At 69.1% G+C, this 17,099-nt stretch carries 16 protein-coding genes; 9 read left to right on the top strand and 7 right to left on the bottom strand.

Annotated features, from left to right (window positions below; translation table 11 throughout):
- Positions 1-42: 42 nt before the first annotated feature.
- From M2271_RS12575 to M2271_RS12560, 4 genes are all read left to right on the top strand, one after another.
- Positions 43-1,833, top strand: a complete 1,791-nt coding sequence (locus tag M2271_RS12575; RefSeq protein WP_280887229.1) for an FAD-dependent monooxygenase — start codon at positions 43-45, stop codon at positions 1,831-1,833.
- A 2-nt stretch (positions 1,834-1,835) separates the two neighbouring features.
- Positions 1,836-2,225, top strand: a complete 390-nt coding sequence (locus M2271_RS12570; protein WP_280887228.1) for a limonene-1,2-epoxide hydrolase family protein — start codon at positions 1,836-1,838, stop codon at positions 2,223-2,225.
- A 2-nt stretch (positions 2,226-2,227) separates the two neighbouring features.
- Positions 2,228-3,421: a hypothetical protein gene (locus M2271_RS12565; RefSeq protein WP_280887227.1), complete on the top strand. Its 1,194-nt coding sequence runs from the start codon at positions 2,228-2,230 to the stop codon at positions 3,419-3,421.
- A gap of 74 nt (positions 3,422-3,495) precedes the next feature.
- Positions 3,496-4,302: a hypothetical protein gene (locus M2271_RS12560; RefSeq protein ID WP_280887226.1), complete on the top strand. Its 807-nt coding sequence runs from the start codon at positions 3,496-3,498 to the stop codon at positions 4,300-4,302.
- On the opposite strand, the gene M2271_RS12555 is transcribed toward M2271_RS12560, so the two are convergent.
- The 4 genes from M2271_RS12555 to ispH form a co-directional block, all read right to left on the bottom strand.
- Positions 4,282-4,989 (bottom strand): response regulator transcription factor, encoded by a 708-nt coding sequence (locus M2271_RS12555; protein ID WP_280887225.1) that lies wholly within the window; start codon positions 4,987-4,989, stop codon positions 4,282-4,284. The two genes, M2271_RS12560 and M2271_RS12555, sit on opposite strands and share 21 nt — an antisense overlap.
- A 380-nt stretch (positions 4,990-5,369) precedes the next feature.
- Positions 5,370-6,521 (bottom strand): flavodoxin-dependent (E)-4-hydroxy-3-methylbut-2-enyl-diphosphate synthase, encoded by a 1,152-nt coding sequence (ispG, locus tag M2271_RS12550; protein ID WP_280887224.1) that lies wholly within the window; start codon positions 6,519-6,521, stop codon positions 5,370-5,372.
- A complete protein-coding gene (locus M2271_RS12545; RefSeq protein ID WP_280887223.1) occupies positions 6,518-8,332 on the bottom strand; it encodes a 1-deoxy-D-xylulose-5-phosphate synthase in 1,815 nt (604 codons plus the stop codon). The genes ispG and M2271_RS12545 overlap by 4 nt, the downstream gene beginning before the upstream one ends.
- Positions 8,333-8,344: 12 nt before the next feature.
- Positions 8,345-9,346 (bottom strand): 4-hydroxy-3-methylbut-2-enyl diphosphate reductase, encoded by a 1,002-nt coding sequence (gene ispH, locus M2271_RS12540; RefSeq protein ID WP_280887222.1) that lies wholly within the window; start codon positions 9,344-9,346, stop codon positions 8,345-8,347.
- 347 nt (positions 9,347-9,693) lie between these two features.
- On the opposite strand from ispH, the gene M2271_RS12535 reads away from it, so the two are divergent.
- Positions 9,694-10,461, top strand: coding sequence for a helix-turn-helix domain-containing protein (locus M2271_RS12535; RefSeq protein ID WP_280887221.1), 768 nt, complete (start codon positions 9,694-9,696; stop codon positions 10,459-10,461).
- Positions 10,462-10,696: 235 nt separating this feature from the next.
- Here the strand turns inward: M2271_RS12535 and M2271_RS12530 are convergent, their stop codons facing one another.
- Together M2271_RS12530 and M2271_RS12525 are read right to left on the bottom strand one after the other, a co-directional pair.
- Positions 10,697-11,386, bottom strand: coding sequence for a hypothetical protein (locus tag M2271_RS12530; protein ID WP_280887220.1), 690 nt, complete (start codon positions 11,384-11,386; stop codon positions 10,697-10,699).
- A gap of 131 nt (positions 11,387-11,517) precedes the next feature.
- Positions 11,518-11,808 (bottom strand): hypothetical protein, encoded by a 291-nt coding sequence (locus tag M2271_RS12525; protein ID WP_280887219.1) that lies wholly within the window; start codon positions 11,806-11,808, stop codon positions 11,518-11,520.
- A gap of 348 nt (positions 11,809-12,156) precedes the next feature.
- Here M2271_RS12525 and M2271_RS12520 point away from each other — a divergent pair, with 348 nt between their 5' ends.
- From M2271_RS12520 to M2271_RS12505, 4 genes are all read left to right on the top strand, one after another.
- Positions 12,157-13,362, top strand: a complete 1,206-nt coding sequence (locus M2271_RS12520; RefSeq protein WP_280887218.1) for a glycosyltransferase — start codon at positions 12,157-12,159, stop codon at positions 13,360-13,362.
- A 170-nt stretch (positions 13,363-13,532) separates the two neighbouring features.
- The gene (locus M2271_RS12515; RefSeq protein ID WP_280887217.1) at positions 13,533-13,925 is read left to right on the top strand and encodes a signal peptidase I; all 393 of its coding nucleotides are present in this window, start codon (positions 13,533-13,535) and stop codon (positions 13,923-13,925) included.
- Positions 13,926-14,119: 194 nt separating this feature from the next.
- Positions 14,120-15,034, top strand: coding sequence for a HipA family kinase (locus M2271_RS12510; RefSeq protein ID WP_280887216.1), 915 nt, complete (start codon positions 14,120-14,122; stop codon positions 15,032-15,034).
- Positions 15,031-15,345: an Rdx family protein gene (locus M2271_RS12505; RefSeq protein ID WP_280887215.1), complete on the top strand. Its 315-nt coding sequence runs from the start codon at positions 15,031-15,033 to the stop codon at positions 15,343-15,345. Before M2271_RS12510 ends, M2271_RS12505 begins: the two co-directional genes overlap by 4 nt.
- Before the next feature lie 77 nt (positions 15,346-15,422).
- Here M2271_RS12505 and aceB read toward each other — a convergent pair whose 3' ends face one another.
- Positions 15,423-17,057, bottom strand: a complete 1,635-nt coding sequence (gene aceB, locus M2271_RS12500; RefSeq protein WP_280887214.1) for a malate synthase A — start codon at positions 17,055-17,057, stop codon at positions 15,423-15,425.
- Positions 17,058-17,099: the final 42 nt, after the last annotated feature.

Genomic DNA, 17,099 nt, shown 5'->3' with positions numbered 1-17,099 from the left:
ACCCGCTCGGCCAGAAGTTCGCCCGACCCCCAGGGGAAAACAATGCTTGACACAGAGGTGCCCGTTCTCATCGTCGGTGGTGGCGGTTGTGGACTCGCCGCGTCGGTCTTCCTGTCCGACGCGGGCGTGCGCCACCTGCTGGTCGAGCGTCGCGAGTCGACGTCGGTTCTCCCTCGGGCGCACTACCTGAACCAACGCACCATGGAGATCTTCCGGCAGTACGGAATCGCGGACGACGTCTACCGGATCAGTTGCCCGCCGGCCCACATGAGTGAGGTCGTCTGGCGTACCTCGCTGGCCGGCGACGGCCCCCTGGACGCCCGGGACCTGCACCGGATGGAATCCTTCGGCGGCGGCAGCACCACCGGGCCCTACGCGGCTGACAGCACCGGCCCCTCGACCAACCTTCCGCAGCACCGGCTTGAGCCGTTGCTGCGCCGGCACGCGGAGGAACGGGCGCCGTCCAGCCTGCACTTCCACCACGAGATGACGGGGTTCACCCAGGACGAGGACGGCGTGACCGCGCGGATAACCGACCGGTCCACCGGCGAGGTGAGCACCGTCCGTGCCCGCTACCTGCTGGGTGCCGACGGCGGCAGGACCGTCGGCAGTTCGCTCGACGTGCCGATGGACGGTGCCGGTGGCGGCTTCACCATCATCTCGGTCCATTTCAGCGCGGACCTGAGGCGCTGGTGGAGCGGTGACTTGGTGCTGATGACCCACATCATCAGCCCCGACGGTGAGGTGTCCGTGGTCGTCGCGACCGGGCCCAGCTGGGGCCTGGGCTCCGAGGAATGGGCACTGCACTTCCGGGTGCCGCCCGGTGCCGCGGTCGACCTCGGCGCGGCAGCGATCGCCACGAGGGTACGGGAACTGCTGAAGCTGCCTGAGGACCTGGACGTGCAGGTCCGCCATGTCAGCGAGTACCGGCCGGAGGGGGTCGTGGCCCGGTCTTTCCGGGCCGGCCGGGTTTTCCTCGCCGGAGATGCCGCGCACCGGCAGCCGCCCGCCGCCGGAGGCGGCCTGAACACGGCGATCCAGGACGCGCACAACATCGCGTGGAAGTTCGGGGCCGTGTTCGGCGGCCAGGCCGGCGACGCGCTGCTGGACTCGTACGAGGCGGAACGGCTGCCCGTCGCCACCCGCAACGTGAGCTGGGCGATGACCAGCCTGCTCAACTACGGCGTCCTGTTCACGAGTCTCGGGATGGTCCACGGGCAACCGGAGGCCACCCGGGCCAACTTCCGCGAACTTCTCTCCGACACACCGATGGGGGAGACCCGGCGGACCGTGGTGCGCGAGGTGTTCGGCACCCAGCGGATGGAATACCAGGCGCACGACATCGAACTCGGCCACTACTACACGGCCGGTGCGGTGCTCCCGGACGGCACCCCGCCGCCGCCCCGGGACCCGATGGGGGCGACCTACCATCCGGTCACCAGGCCGGGGCACCGGCTGCCGCACGCGTGGTTGCTGCACGGCGACACCCGGGTGTCGACGCACGACCTCGTCGGCAGCCAGGCCGGCTTCGTACTGATCACCGGTCCGCTGAGCGAGGGCTGGGCGGTCGCGGCCAAGAAGGCCGCGGACGCCCACGGGGTGGCCCTCACCGTGGTGCCCATCGGGACCAAGACCGACGCGGCGGACTACCAGGACGCCGAGGGCACCTGGGCCGCCGTGCGGGGGATCGACGACGACGGCGCCCTTCTGGTCCGGCCGGATCAGCACGTCGCCTGGCGCAGCGTCCAGGCGGGCCCGCACATCGACCGGGAACTCGGCGCGGCGTTCCGACGGATCCTCGGCCACTCCGACGTGACGACCACCGGGAGCTGAGCATGACCTCCACCGACGCCGAGCGTGTCGTCCGCGACTTCCTGACGGGGATGGGGCCGACCCCGGCCGACGTCAGGAAGACCGTGGACAGCTTCCTGACCGACGACTGCGTGTGGGAGAACCCCGGATCCCCGGTGTGCCGGGGCAAGCAGGAGATCTTCGCACTGCTGCCGGCCGACTTCGCGCGACTGGAGGTCAGGTTCCGGCATATGGCCACGGCCGCGGACACCGTCCTGGTCGAGCGGGTCGAGAACATGTTCCGTGTCGACGGCACCCCGATCGCGCTGAACCTGAAGGTGATGGCGGCGTTCGAGCTGCGGGCGGGACGGATCAGCGCCTGGCGGGACTACTTCGACCACACCCACCTCATTTCCGAGCGCCCGGACTGGTGACCATGACGAACAAGCGAACGGATCTTCTGCACCTTCGAGCCGAACTGGTGGGCAGAGTCCACAAGTTCGGGCCGATCTTCGCGGAGGGCGCCGCCGAGGGGGAGCGCGAACGGAGGCTGCCCGACGACACCGTGCGGGCGATCGACGATTCGCAGGTGAGCAGGCTCTGGACCGCGAGTGCCTACGGCGGACTGGAGACCGACGTCCGCACCCTGAGCGAGGTCGCCAAGGCCCTGTCCCACTACTGCCCGTCCACCTCGTGGGTGGTCAACAACATCAACGGGTCGAACCTGCTGGCCGCGAAGTTCTCGCAGACCGCCAGGGACGAGGTGTTCGGGGACAACCCCGGCGTCAAGCTGGCTTCGGTCTTCGCGGCCACCGGCACCGCGGTGCGTACCGAGGGCGGTTATCTGCTCACCGGGACCTGGCCGTACGCCACCGGAATCCTGCACGACGACTGGACGATCCTGGTCGCGAGAGAAGTCACCCTGGAAGGGGAGGTCGTAGGAGGGCTCTCCGTGCTGGTGCCCGCCGCGGACCTGACGATCGAGGACACCTGGCACACCGTCGGCATGCGCGCCACCGGCAGCCACACCGTCGTGCTCCGGGAGGCGTTCGTGCCGGAACACCGGGTGATCGCGGCCGAGGTGCAGCGGGGGCGGGAGAACACCACCGACGTCACGCTGCCGCCGCTGTTCCGGACCGCCGCGATAGCGGCCATGGCCGTCGTCTGCGCCTCCGTGGTGATCGGCATCGGCCAGGCCGCGCTCGCCTTCGTCGTCGACAAGGCACCGGGCAGGGGCATCGCGCCCAGCGGCTACAAGAGCCAGCCCGACTCACAGACCTTCGTGTCCGCACTGGGGAAGACGGCCCTGACGATCGACGCGGCCGAGCTGCACGTGAACCGGGCCGCCGATGCCATCGACGAAGCCGCCTACGAGGCCACCGGGCTTCCGGAGAGCGAACTCCGCCGTATCCGTGGTGACGCCGGCCAGGCGGTCAACCTGGTCACCGTCGCACTCGACGAGCTGATGTGGGCCCACGGGGCGGCCGCCTTCGCCGAGTCGAACCCGTTGCAGCAGTACTGGCGGGACGCCAACACGGCCGCTCGCCACGCCATGCTCAACCCCCGCATCGGTCAGGAACTGTACGGCGGTTCGTTCTTCGGTCTGGACCTCGTCGTGCCCAGTCTCTGACCCACCCACCCACCCACCCACCCGCTCGTCGGTCCCTCGGTCCTCTCCTGCCTCGCCCACGAAGGATTCCCCACATGTGGCTGCCCCCCTTCCTCATCCCGATGTCGCAGGTCGCACCGGTCTCGGTGGGGGCGGCCGACGTATCGGACGGACTCTTCGCGGCGGTCGCCGGGCCGACCGTGATCGGCTGGGTCGTGACCTACGTGCTGGCCATCCGGCAGGCCACCGTGGACCGGCGGGTGGGGATCCCCGCCTACCTGGTGGCGGTGGACTTCGCGTGGGAGTTCAGCCTGACCTTCGTGCTGGAGCAGACGCCGACGCAGCGGCAGATCAACTTCCTCTGGTTCCTGTTCGACGCCGTCCTGCTGTATCAGGCGCTGCGGCTCGGGCCGCGTGACTACCCCGGTCTGTCGCCGCGGGTCTTCCGGTGGACGTTCGTCGGCGTGCTGGTCTGGGCGTCGCTGCTTGTCGTCGTGGGTGCGAACGAGTTCCACGACCGCGACGGGATGTACACCGGGATGATCATCCAGGTGCCGCTGAGCGCCGCGTTCCTGCTGATGCTCAAGCGGCGCGGGTCCAGTGCGGGACAGTCCATGCACATCGCCGTCGCCAAGCTCGTGGGATCCCTCTTCGCCGGTGCGACCGCTGTCGTCGTCTACCCGTCCCACCACCTGCTCCAGGTGCTGGTGCCGACCTACGTCGCCCTGGACATCACCTATGCGGTGATGCTGCGCAGGGCGATGCGCCGGGAGGGACGACCGCTGTGGACCTTGCGTGCGTCGGCGGCCGTCCCCGGGACGTTGACGGGATCGGGTGTGGCGGGGGCCGGTACCGGGCCGGCGCTGGGCGTCGGCGCCCGGTCAGATGACGCCGCTGCGTAACGCGTACGCCACCGCGTGGGGCCGGTTACGCAGGTTCAGACGCTGGGTGACCCCGAAAATGACGCGTTTGACCGCCCGTTCCGACAGGCACATCTGGTCGGCGATCTCGGCGGTGTCCAGGCCTTCCGACATCAGCCGCAGGACATCGATCTCCCGGGGGGTCAGCCCGGACATGTGCAGGCCGTGCGGCGACAGCACCTCGCGCTGCATCCGCTCGATCTGACGAAGCAGCTCGCCGAGCAGGTTGGCGGGGAGTACGCCACCGCCGGCCGCGGCCGTCTGCACCGCCTCCTCGATGCGGTGACTGGTGGCGGCGACCCGCGGCAGCACCGCGACCACATTGCATTCCACCGCGATGAACAGGTCGGACCGGTCGATCTCGGACGGGATCAGCACCACCGGCACGCGAAGGTTGTTCTTGATCTTGCGTAATAACGAGGTCACTTCCACGGTCATCCGGTCCGCGACGACCACGGCGACGTCAACCGGGCCCGGGCGTTGCTCCGAGACGACCTCGATGTGGGCCGTGGAACCGAGGTGACCGCTGATAGCCGATTGCGTCAGCGGATCCGGAGCACGCACCAGGGCCTTTATCGTACGTATCTCAGTGTTGACGGTCATAGCGAAACCTCCAGAAACTGGGCAGCCTGTTCGCCGAGGCATTTCGTCGAAATGCCAGGCGTCCATCGTGGTAATTCCTGAGCCGGGTCGCGGTTTTGCGCGGTATCGTCCGCTCAGCGCGTCCGGAGGTGGGGACGCGACCGAACAGGCCGGTCGCAGGGCGGGCCCGGGCAGGTGATCGTGCTGCGCATCCCTGGGCGATGGGCGAGATCCTGGCGTTGAATCGCGGTTACTTGTTGTTCAGCCGGTATTTTGTGGATGTCCGACGTTGGGCCGCATTGTGCCAACACGTCAAAGCTCCCCGAGAGTGGCCTGATATGGTCCGTGACAGTCGGAAAACCGATGTAAGAACCATACTGTGGCCGACTTTCGGGGAGCCGGGTGAGCGGGACGTTCTTGTTCCCCCAGGGGGAATCCCTCATTCACCCCCAGGGGGAATCCCTCATTCAGCCGGCGACGACCGTGACGGCGCCTGACTCGACCGGATCCATCCCCTCGGCGAGGATCAGGGCCTCCTCGATGAGGGTCTCCACGATCCGGTGCTCGGGAACGGTCTTGACGACCTCCCCCTTGACGAAGATCTGCCCCTTGCCGTTGCCGGACGCCACACCGAGGTCGGCCTCGCGTGCTTCCCCGGGGCCGTTGACCACACACCCCATCACGGCGACCCGCAACGGCACCTCCATGCCCTCCAGTCCCGCGGTGACCTCGTCGGCGAGCTTGTAGACATCCACCTGGGCCCGACCGCAGGAGGGGCAGGAAACGATCTCCAGCTTGCGGGGGCGCAGGTTCAGCGACTGCAGGATCTGCGTGCCGACCTTGGCCTCCTCCACCGGCGGGGCCGAGAGGGACACCCGGATGGTGTCGCCGATGCCCTGGCGCAGCAGCGCTCCGAACGCGACGGCGGACTTGATGGTGCCCTGGAACGCCGGCCCCGCCTCGGTGACGCCCAGGTGCAACGGGTAGTCGCAGCGCTCGGCGAGGATCTCGTAGGCACGGATCATGATCACGGGATCGTTGTGCTTGACCGAGATCTTCAGGTCATGGAAGTCGTGCTCGGCGAAGAGCGAAGCCTCCCACAGCGCCGACTCGGCCAGCGCCTCCGGCGTGGCCTTGCCGTACTTCCGCATCAGGCGCTGGTCCAGCGACCCCGCGTTCACCCCGATCCGGATCGGGGTGCCGTGATCCTTGGCCGCACGGGCGATCTCGCCCACCTTGTCGTCGAACTTCTTGATGTTGCCCGGATTGACGCGCACCGCGGCGCACCCGGCCTCGATGGCCGCGAACACGTACTTCGGCTGGAAGTGGATGTCGGCGATGACCGGGATCTTGGACTTCGCGGCGATCGCCGACAGCGCCTCGGCGTCATCGGCGCTCGGGCAGGCGACGCGGACGATGTCACAGCCGGCGGCGGTGAGTTCGGCGATCTGCTGCAAGGTGGCGTCGATGTCGGCCGTGACGGTCGTGGTCATCGACTGCACCGAGACCGGATGGTCACTGCCCACCCCGACCGATCCCACCTGCAACTGACGGGTGCGCCGGCGTTCGGCGAGCGTTGCAGGGGGCAGAGCGGGCATACCGAGTGCGACCTGGGTCACCGCGGTGTCCTTTCCCAAACGGATGCGGGTGTGTGTGCTGTCGCCTCGGCGCCGCGCAGGGCGAGTACGGACTCGGCGATGGACTGCGCGGTGAGACCGTGGTCGGCGAGGACGGCCGAACGTTCACCGTGGTTCAGGAACTCCCGGGGCAGTCCCAGAGCGTGCACCGGGGTGCGGACCCGGGCCTCGGAGCAGGCCTGTGCCAGCGCCATGCCCACGCCCCCGGTACGCAGCCCGTCCTCGACGGAGACCGCGAGCTGGTGGCGGGACGCCAGGTGGACCAGGGCGGGATTGACCGGCAGCACCCAGCGCGGGTCGACGACGGTCACCCCGATGCCCTCCTCGGCCAACAGCTCCGCCGCGCGCAGGGCGGGGGCCGCGAGGACCCCGGCGGAGACCAGCAGGACGTCGAGCGGCCCGTACCTGGTGCGGTGGAGGATGTCCATGCCCTCCATGCGCGTGAGGGTGGGGATCTCCGGACCGGTGCCGCCCTTCGGGAACCGCAGCGCGGTGGGGCCGTCGTGGGTGGACAACGCCTCGCCCAGCAGTTCGGCGAGCCGGACGGTGTCGCGCGGCGACGCGACACGCATTCCCGGCACCGTGCCCAGCAGGGCGAGATCCCACATGCCGTGGTGGCTGGGCCCGTCGGGACCGGTGACTCCCGCACGGTCCAGGACGAACGTCACCGGCAGACCGTGCAGGGCCACGTCCATCATGATCTGGTCGACGGCGCGGTTGAGGAAGGTGGCGTAGAGACAGACCACCGGGTGCAGGCCGCCCGTGGCCAGCCCCGCGGCACTGGTGACCGCGTGCTGCTCGGCGATGCCCACGTCGAAGACCCGGTCCGGGAACCGCTGGGAGAACCCGTGCAGGCCGACGGGTTGCAGCATCGCGGCGGTCAGCGCGACGACATCGGGCCGCTCGGCGGCGATCCGCTCCAGCGCCTCACCGAACACACCGGTCCAGCTGGGCTTGGAGCCGCCCCGCGACCGGCCCGTTCCGGGGTCGATGACCCCGATACCGTGCATGCGGTCGGCCTCGTCGTTCTCGGCCAGGGCGTAACCGCGGCCCTTCTCGGTGACGCAGTGGATGACGACCGGCTGGTCCAGCCGCGTCGCGAGGCGGCAGGCCAACTCGACGGCGGCGATGTCGTGCCCGTCCACCGGACCGAGATAGGCGAAGCCGATGGTCTCGAACAGATTCGGGCCCCGGGATTTGCCGGCGCGCAGTGCGGCCAGATGCTCGGCCAGCCCGCCGACCGTGGGGTCGTAGGAGCGGCCGTTGTCGTTGAGGACCACCACCACCGGCTGCTCGCCGCCGCCGAGGTTGTTCATGGCCTCCCAGGCCATGCCGCCGGTCAGGGCGCCGTCTCCGATGACCGCGACCACGCGGCGGTGGTCCTCGCCGAGCAGTCGCTGTGCCTTGGCCAGGCCGTCCGCGTAGGACAGTGCCGTGGAGGCGTGCGAGTTCTCCACGAGGTCGTGCGGGGACTCCGCACGCTGCGGGTAGCCGGCCAGCCCGCCCGCCGCGCGGAGCGTGTCGAAGGCGGATTGCCGGCCGGTGAGGATCTTGTGGACGTAGGTCTGGTGTCCGGTGTCGAACACGATGCGGTCCGTCGGCGAGTCGAAGACGCGGTGCAGCGCGATGGTCAGTTCGACCACGCCGAGGTTCGGGCCGAGATGCCCGCCGGTGGCGCAGACCTTGTCGACCAGGAACTCCCTGATCTCGCGCGCCAGCGTGGGCAACTCGTCCGGACGCAGTTTCTTGAGCTCCTGGGGACCGGTGACCCGGCCGAGCACAGTCGGTGACACGTTTCTCCTCGCTCAGCTGGAACGGCCGTCCGCCGTCCGTCGCGTATCACCGCGTACGGGCGAGGGAAGGTCGAAACGCACGGTCTCGCGGGCGATCTCGCGTTCCTCGACGCGGACCGGACCGAATGCGCCCAACCTGGTCACGACCTCCGTGACCAGGGCGGGCGGTGCGGAAGCGCCGGCCGTGAGCCCGACGGTGCGCACTCCCGCCAGCCACTCCGGCCGGATGTCGCCGGCCCGGTCGATCAACTCGGCGCGGGTGCCCTCGCGGTGCGCGAGCTCCACCAGACGGACCGAGTTGGATGAGTTCTCCGAGCCGATGACCAGGACGAGATCGGACTCCGCGACGATCGCCTTGAGTGCGGCCTGCCGGTTGGTGGTGGCGTAGCAGATGTCGTCGGACGGTGGCTCCTGCAGCAGCGGGAACTTCTCCTTCAGCGCTCCGACGACCTCCGCGGTCTCGTCGACGGCGAGAGTGGTCTGGGTGAGGTAGGAGACCTGTCCCCCGACGGCGGTTGACAGCTCGCGGGCCTCGTCGGGCGTCGAGACCAGCACCATCGACTCCGGTGCCTCCCCGAGGGTGCCCTCGACCTCCTCGTGCCCGGCGTGGCCGACGAGCACGACGGTGTCGCCGCGGGCCGCGAAGCGGCGTGCCTCGGCATGGACCTTGGCAACCAGCGGGCAGGTTCCGTCGATGACGTCGAGGCCGCGACGGTCCGCCTCCTGCCGCACGGCGGGGGAGACCCCGTGCGCGGAGAAGACCACCGTCGCACGGTCGGGCACCTCGTCCAACTCCTCGACGAAGACCGCGCCTCGCCCCGCGAGATCGTCGACGACGGTGACGTTGTGCACGATTTGCTTCCGGACATAGACCGGGGCGCCCCGTTGTTCCAGAGCCCGCTCCACGATCTCGATGGCTCTCTCGACACCTGCGCAGAAGGAACGAGGCCCAGCCAGCAGGACACGGCGTTCGACGCCGTCCCCCGTATGCTCGTACGAGCTCACATCAGCCATGGTCAGGACAGTACGGAGGGCAAGGTCGTCCGCTCTACGGCCGTTTCCACTTTCCGGAACGGTCGTTGCTCCGACGCCGGCACCGTGCCTGTCGACGCCGGCACCGTGCCCGCGCCAAAGTCGGCACCGTGCCTGTCGACCTCGACACCGTGCCCGCCAAAGCAGACACCTCGGCCGCCAAAAGGGCCCAACCGCAAGCACCGTCGGGACAGCAACCTCAGCCGGTGTTGAGTTCACCCTCCGGGCGCAGGTAGGCATGGACCAGTTGGTGTGTGCTCGGCGACGGGAGCATCACGGTGGACGGTGAACGACATCCTCAGGCGCCGCGCCCGGGGGCAACCGCCGGCATGGTGGTGAAGACGGCTGCATCCGGAACCATAGGAGGTCCGTTACGCAAGGCACTCGCCGTACTCGAGGCACTGGCCGAGGCCTCGCGGCCACTGACCTTGTCGGAGCTGTCACGTCTGGTGAACCTGCCCAAATCGACGCTGCACCGTCTGATGCAGGCCCTCACCGACATCGGTCTCGCTGTCCGGAGAGAGTCGAAATCCTACGAACTCGGCACGTATCTGTCCCGGCTGGCGGCCACGAGCGGTCCCGCCGGGGTGCAACGGCTCAGTTACCCGGTCACCCCCTTCCTGCTCGAACTGTTCCAGCTCACCAACAGGATCGTCAGCCTCGGCACGCTGGCGGGGACGAAGGTCCAGCATGTCGGGACCCTCTACGGGCAGGAGCACGTCCGGCTCGCGATGGCGTTGCGGCAGCCGGTCCCGGCGCACCGCTCCGCGGCGGGCAAGCTCCTGCTCGCGATGTCCCAGCGGAACCCGGCGGACTTCTTCGACACGGCGACGTCCGACACGGTCATGACCCGCGCCAGAACGGACGCGATGCGGCGCGAGTTCGAGCGGATCCGGCGGACCGGACTGTCCTACGCCAGAAGTGAGTGCATCCCCGACCTGGTCGAACTGGCCGCCCCGGTCCGGCTCGGGAAGGCCGGCCCGGTCGCCGCGGTCGTGGTGGGCGACACCGTGAACACCAGGGATCTGCGCAGCGTCGCACGTGTCCTCCTCGACACCGTCGACGCCATCGAGCAGCAACTGGTCGACGCCTGCTGACACATCACCCATGAAGCGGGGGAGTCCGTCGTGACGTCGGCACGACGGCCCGGACACTCTCCGTCGGCTGTCACGCTCGGTTACTGTGCTCACGACATACCGGAGGCCGGGAGCAAGTGCCCCTGGGGGGGGCGACTCCACGACGTACGTCCCCGGAGTCGTCGGCCTCGACGACTCCGCGGACGGAGCCGCCCGACCGCAGGGGTGCGATACAGCTCTTCGGCGCCTGGGGGAGTCAGCCTGCGGCGGTGTTGTAGTTGACGATTTCCTCCACCATGAGAGCGACCGCACCGACCAGTGGGCTGTCCGCCCCTTTGCTGACCACGTCAGGTAACCGGTGTGCTTCTTCCTCGGTGACTGCGACCATGCCCCAGAACGCGTTGAAGCCCGAAGGATCCGCCGGCTTGTCGGCGGCCGCCCTGACGGTCACGACGCCGCCCTCCTCGACCAAGGCCAGCGCGCCCATCTGCTGCAGCGTGTCGGGATCCCGCTCTTCGGCGGCCACTACGCTCCAACCCGCCACCCCTGTCTGTCGCAAGGCGGCGAGAAGACTGCCGGCACTGCCCGCGCCGGAGACAACGATGTCGGGCAGGACAAGGGCCACCGCCCCTTGCGTCATCGGCAGGGCAGACCGGATCGCGCCGTCAAGACCCGGTTCAAGCGACTGGTCCTGGTAGACGAAGACCATGTGAAAAATCCCGGCGTAGCGCGCGAGATAACTCACCGTGTCCAGCTTGTGTGTCCCGAATACGACGACCAGGCGCACGTTGAGTCCGCTTTTGGCCAGTTCGACAACGGCTTCCAGGCTGCGGTCCAGCACAGTGACCCCAGGAGCCAGACAGTGCAGCTCCTTCGAGTAGGGCGCCCCGAAGCGCGTTCCGAATCCGGCGCAGGGCAAGACGATCGAGACATCGGGGAAGGGCACGGACGAACTATGCATTGAGTGGCTCTCAGGTTGTGTTGACGATCGGGAACCGTGCGCGCCTCGCCGGGTACGGGCGGCCCCAGGCCGACGCCGCACCGTCGGCCTGGAAGGCTCGCTGGCGCTCACCGTAGTCACTGAGGACGGCTCCAGGCGAGAGGGCGTTGATCGACGAGAACGTCCGAGAGGGGCCCGATGGATGCTCGCCGCTGCCCACGGAGGCGGAGGTCGGCATCTGAATCGCCGAGGTGGGCCATGAGATCGCCGAGGTGGGCCATGAGATCGCCGAGTTGGCCTATGAGATCGCCGAGTCGGCCTATGAGATCGCCGAGGTGGCCCATGAGATCGCCGAGTCGGTCTATGAGATCGCCGAGGTGGCCCATGAGATCGCCGAGTCGGTCTATGAGATCGCCGAGTTGGCCCACGAGAGGGACGAGACCGGGCCGCTGCCCGGTCCGCACCGGCCGCCACCGGACCAGGCAGCGGACCGACCACCTCACGGCGCTCCAGGAGCGGGACCTGTCCGGTGTCGACTGCGTCCAACTCCGGTGCGACGGCGCTCACCTGCGCATCCACCTGGGCGAAGGCAACGGCGTGCGTGGGCCACCGGCACCTTGGTGTTCGGGGACCACCGCCGCGTTCAGGACCACGCGACGTACACTGCTGCCGCGCACCCGCTACGGCCGACGCGTCGCAGTCAACGAGGACCCCTCGAAGTGTGGCCCGGGCAAAGGCCGCAACGTAGAGGAAGACCGAACGAAAGAGGACGCAGAATGCGGGTGCTGTTATCCACATACGGGACACGTGGCGATGTCGAACCACTGGTGGCACTCGCGGTGCGACTACGGGCGCTCGGCGTGGAGGTCCGGATGTGCGCCCCGCCCGACGAGGAGTTCGCGGAGCGGCTGGCAGGTCTCGGGGTGCAACTGGTGCCGGTCGGGCCACCGGTGCGGGAGTTGATGCGCGGGACGACTCTGCCGTCCGCGGCGGACCTGTCCCGATACCGGAACGACTTGGTTGACGCGCAATTCGACATCTTCCCTACAGCGGCCGACGGATGTGACGCGCTGGTGGCGGCCGGCCTGGCGCAGATTGCCGCGCGCTCTGTGGCCGAGGCTGCGGGCATCCACTACGTGTACGCGAGCTACTCGGCGGTCAACCTCCCGTCGCCGCACCATGCGCCGCCACCGCGGCCGGGCTGGCCGGAGCCGGAGGTGAACGACAACCGGACGCTGTGGGAGCTGGACGCCCACCATGTGAACGCGCAATTCGGCGAGTCGCTCAACGGCCACCGGGCATCGATCGGTCTGCCACCCGTGGACAACGTCCGCGACCACGTCTTCACCGACCGGCCGTGGCTGGCGGCGGACCCGGTCCTGGGACCGTGGCGAAAGACCCCGGGCCTCGACGTGACACAGACCGGTGCATGGAGCCTGGCGAACGAACGCCCGCTCCCGGCCGAATTGGTGACGTTCCTGGACGCGGGCGCGCCACCGGTCTACGTGGGCTTCGGCAGCATGCGCCCGTCGCCGGACATCGGCCGCAGAGCCATCGAGGCGATCCGCGCACAGGGCCACCGCGTGCTCGTCTCCCGCGGCTGGGCGGACCTGGAACCGGTCGACGACCGGGACGACTGCTTCGCCATCGGTGAGGTCAACCACCAGCGTCTGTTCGGCAGGGTGGCCGCCGTGGTACACCACGGTGGCGCGGGCACGACCTTGACGGCCGCCCGGGCGGGCGCGCCGCAAGTGGTGGTACCTCTCCAGCTGGCGGACAACCCGTACTGGGCCGGCCGGGTGGCAGACCTGGATATCGGCGCGGCACTCGACAGTCCGACTCCGACCATCGAGTCCCTGAACGTCGCGTTCAAGACGGCCCTGGCACCCGAGACCCGGGCACGGGCAAAGGCTCTGGGCGGCAAGCTCCGCACCGACGGAGCGTCGGTGGCCGCGAACCTGCTTCTCGACGCCCTCCGGTGAGTGAGACCGGCCCGGCCCGCCGGCCGGGCCGGGCCGTCGTGACGCCAACCCGGCATGGCGAGAAGCTCCTTCATCCATGAGGAGGAGGAGTCACTTGCCTGGCGCCCTGTTTTCGGAAGGGCCGATCGTGCTGTGACTGACGTGGTAGCCGACTGCTAGCGTTCGGGCGCATGGAAGACGGCGTGTACGTGGGCAATGCAGGCAAGGACGCGGCACTGGACCGGGGATGGCTGCTCGGGCACTTCAAGGAACGCGGTGGCCCTCGCCACAGCCACGCCGTGGAGGTCAAATGGGGCGTCCACCCACGTGGCGAACAGCGCGCGCAGTGGGTGAAGGGCGAAGTGCGTACAGCTCTCCTGGTCCTCATCACAGGTCGCTTCCGTATGGAGTTTCCCGGTCGTAGCGTGCTACTGGAAGAACAAGGCGACTATGTCGTCTGGGGCCAGGGAGTGGATCACTCCTGGGCCGCGGAGGACGAGTCTGTAGTGCTGACCGTGCGATGGCCTTCTTTGCCTGGATACGATGCGTCACAGGAGGAGAGCGGACGTGATGCGAGTTCGTAGAGCCGAGTGCAGCCCTGCCCGTCAGTGAGCCCTTTCCCCTCTGCCGCCGGGAGCCGGGCAATTGGCGTGGCGGACGAGCGACAGTCGAAACTCCCCGGATTCTCCTCAGGGCCGGCGACGGGCACCTCCCGCGGTTCGATACCTCCGGAGGCGGCCGTGGATTGCAAGGTTGAAGGGGTAGGTGGCTTGAGAAAATGCTGAGAGGGGTCGTCGCAACCCGTTACATCGCACCCCTGCGCTCCGGTGGTTCCGTCCCCGGAATCGTCGAGGCCGACGACCTGGGGACGTACGTCGTGAAGTTCACCGGCTCCGCGCAGGGCAGGAAGGCGCTGGTCGCGGAGGTGATCGTGGGCGAGCTGGCCCGGGCTCTGGGGCTGCGCTTCCCCGAACTGGTCCTGGTGCACTTCGACCCGGTGATCGCCGACAGCGAGCCTCTCCAGGAGGTGCGGGAACTTCACGGCGCGAGCGCGGGCCTCAACCTCGGCATGGACTACCTGCCGGGCGCGAAGGACTTCACCCCGGAGGTCGCCAAGGCGTTCCCGGTCGACCCGCTGGAGGCGGGCCGGATCGTCTGGCTCGACGCCCTGACCGTCAACGTCGACCGTACGGTGCACAGCTCCAACCTCATGGTCTGGCCGACCTTCGGTATCGCGACCCCACGTCTGTGGCTGATCGACCACGGCGCCGCCCTCGTCTTCCATCACCGCTGGGACGCCTCCGACCCGGGGAAGGCGTACGACTTCCGCCACCACGCCCTCGGTCACTACGCGCCCGACGTGCGGGCCGCCGACGCGGAGCTGGCGCCCAAGGTCACGCGGGAGCTGCTGCGGGCGATCACGGCCGAGGTCCCGGACGCGTGGCTGGCCGCCGAGGAGGGCTTCGCGACCCCGGACGACGTCCGCACGGCGTACGTGGACTACCTCCACGCGCGCGCGGGGGCCTCCGCCGCCTGGATCCCCACGAACTTCCCCGCCCGGGAGGAACTCGCCGCCGAGGAGGCCCTGCGCGCGGCGAGGACACAGCAGAGCCGCCCGGACTGGCTCAAGCGGGTCCCCGACCTGCACGGCAGACCGTCGGTGGAACAGGACGGGTCGGTGCACCTGCGATGACAGCTCAGCGGGATGTTCAGCGGGGCGAGCCGGATGTCCAGCGGGTCGAGATCGAGTACTGCACCCGGTGCCGCTGGCTGCCGCGCGCCGCGTGGCTGGCCCAGGAACTGCTGACGACCTTCGAGACGGAGCTCACGGAGCTGTCCCTGAAGCCGGGCACGGGCGGCGTCTTCGTCGTCCGCGTGAACGACGAGGTCGTCTGGGACCGCCGTGAGCAGGGCTTCCCGGAGCCGACGGCCGTGAAGCAGGCGGTACGCGACCGGGTGGCCCCGGGGAAGCCCCTGGGCCACTCGGACACACCCGCGGGGTGAGCGCCGGCTCTTCAGCTGCTTCGGACCCGCCCGTGTGAGTTCAGCCCGTCAACCGCTTCGGATCCGCCCGCCTGAGTTCAGCCCTTGAGCTGCTCGTACGCCGGCAGCGTCAGGAAGTCCGCGTAGTCCTCGTCGAGCGAGACCTCCAGGAGCAGGTCGTGTGCCTGCTGCCAGTGGCCGGCCGCGAAGGCCTCCTCGCCGAGTTCCGCGCGGATGCTCCGGAGCTCCTCGGCGGCGATCCGGCGGGCCAGTTCCGGGGTGGCCCGCACCGTCTTCCCGTCGTGCTCGAACTCGACGCCCGCGTTGATCCACTGCCAGATCTGCGAGCGGGAGATCTCGGCGGTCGCCGCGTCCTCCATCAGGTTGAAGATGGCGACCGCGCCCATGCCCCGCAGCCAGGCCTCGATGTAACGGATGCCCACCTGGACGGCGTTGACCAGGCCGTTGTACGTCGGCTTCGCCTTGAGGGAGTCGACGGCGATGAGGTCGGCCGCCTTGACGTCGACGTCCTCGCGGAGGCGGTCCTTCTGGTTCGGCCGGTCGCCGAGCACCTGGTCGAAGGACTCCATGGCGATCGGGACCAGGTCGGGGTGGGCGACCCAGGAGCCGTCGAAACCGTCGTTCGCCTCGCGGTCCTTGTCGGCGCGCACTTTCTCGAAGGCGACCTTGTTCACCTCGGCGTCCCGGCGTGAGGGGATGAACGCGGCCATACCGCCGATCGCGTGCGCGCCGCGCCGGTGGCAGGTGCGGACGAGGAGTTCGGTGTACGCACGCATGAACGGGGCCGTCATCGTCACCGCGTTGCGGTCCGGCAGCACGAACTTCGGGCCGCCGTCACGGAAGTTCTTGACGATGGAGAACAGGTAGTCCCAGCGGCCGGCGTTCAACCCCGAGGCGTGATCGCGGAGTTCGTAGAGAATCTCCTCCATCTCGTACGCGGCCGTGATCGTCTCGATGAGGACGGTGGCCCGCACGGTGCCCTGCGGAATGCCGACGTAGTCCTGCGCGAAGACGAACACGTCGTTCCAGAGGCGGGCCTCCAGGTGCGACTCCGTCTTGGGCAGGTAGAAGTACGGGCCCTTGCCGAGGTCGAGCAGGCGCTGGGCGTTGTGGAAGAAGTACAGGCCGAAGTCGACGAGGGCGCCCGGGACGGGAGTGCCGCCGGCGTCGACGAGGTGCCGCTCGCCGAGGTGCCAGCCGCGGGGGCGCATGACGACGGTCGCCAGCTCCTCGTTCGGGCGCAGGGCGTACGACTTGCCGCTCCCCGGGTCCGTGAAGTCGATGGCGCGGGTGTAGGCGTCCACGAGGTTGATCTGGCCGAGGACCACGTTCTCCCAGGTCGGGGCGGAGGCGTCCTCGAAGTCGGCGAGCCAGACCCGGGCGCCCGAGTTGAGGGCGTTGACGGCCATCTTGCGGTCGGTGGGGCCGGTGATCTCGACCCGGCGGTCGTTCAGGGCCGCGGGGGAGGGAGCCACCTTCCAGGAGTCGTCCGCGCGGATCGCGGCCGTCTCCGGCAGGAAGTCGAGCCTGGAAGTGCGGGCGATCTCGGCGCGGCGCTCGGCACGGCGGGCGAGGAGCTCGTCACGCCGGGGTGTGAACCGGCGGTGCAGCTCGGCCACGAAGGCGAGGGCCGCCCCGGTGAGGACCTCCTCCTGCCGCGGCAGGGGTTCGGCGTCGACGATGGCCAGCGAGGACGGCGCTGGTGCGGACATGAGCTGTCACTTCCTTCAGCGAGCTTGGCACCGGGTGCCGGT

Origin of the sequence: Streptomyces sp. LBL (assembly GCF_029893585.1) — a bacterium.
Lineage (GTDB): Bacteria > Actinomycetota > Actinomycetes > Streptomycetales > Streptomycetaceae > Streptomyces.
This window is presented reverse-complemented; position numbering and strand designations above follow the sequence as displayed.

Excerpts from the sequence above, each read along its gene's own strand:
- M2271_RS12575 (WP_280887229.1), top strand. The coding sequence starts at position 43 with ATGCTTGACACAGAGGTGCCCGTTCTCATCGTCGGTGGTGGCGGTTGT.
- M2271_RS12570 (WP_280887228.1), top strand. The coding sequence starts at position 1,836 with ATGACCTCCACCGACGCCGAGCGTGTCGTCCGCGACTTCCTGACGGGG.
- M2271_RS12565 (WP_280887227.1), top strand. The coding sequence starts at position 2,228 with ATGACGAACAAGCGAACGGATCTTCTGCACCTTCGAGCCGAACTGGTG.
- M2271_RS12560 (WP_280887226.1), top strand. The coding sequence starts at position 3,496 with ATGTGGCTGCCCCCCTTCCTCATCCCGATGTCGCAGGTCGCACCGGTC.
- M2271_RS12555 (WP_280887225.1), bottom strand. The coding sequence starts at position 4,989 with ATGGACGCCTGGCATTTCGACGAAATGCCTCGGCGAACAGGCTGCCCA.
- ispH (WP_280887222.1), bottom strand. The coding sequence starts at position 9,346 with ATGGCTGATGTGAGCTCGTACGAGCATACGGGGGACGGCGTCGAACGC.
- M2271_RS12535 (WP_280887221.1), top strand. The coding sequence starts at position 9,694 with ATGGTGGTGAAGACGGCTGCATCCGGAACCATAGGAGGTCCGTTACGC.
- M2271_RS12520 (WP_280887218.1), top strand. The coding sequence starts at position 12,157 with ATGCGGGTGCTGTTATCCACATACGGGACACGTGGCGATGTCGAACCA.
- M2271_RS12515 (WP_280887217.1), top strand. The coding sequence starts at position 13,533 with ATGGAAGACGGCGTGTACGTGGGCAATGCAGGCAAGGACGCGGCACTG.
- M2271_RS12510 (WP_280887216.1), top strand. The coding sequence starts at position 14,120 with ATGCTGAGAGGGGTCGTCGCAACCCGTTACATCGCACCCCTGCGCTCC.
- M2271_RS12505 (WP_280887215.1), top strand. The coding sequence starts at position 15,031 with ATGACAGCTCAGCGGGATGTTCAGCGGGGCGAGCCGGATGTCCAGCGG.
- aceB (WP_280887214.1), bottom strand. The coding sequence starts at position 17,057 with ATGTCCGCACCAGCGCCGTCCTCGCTGGCCATCGTCGACGCCGAACCC.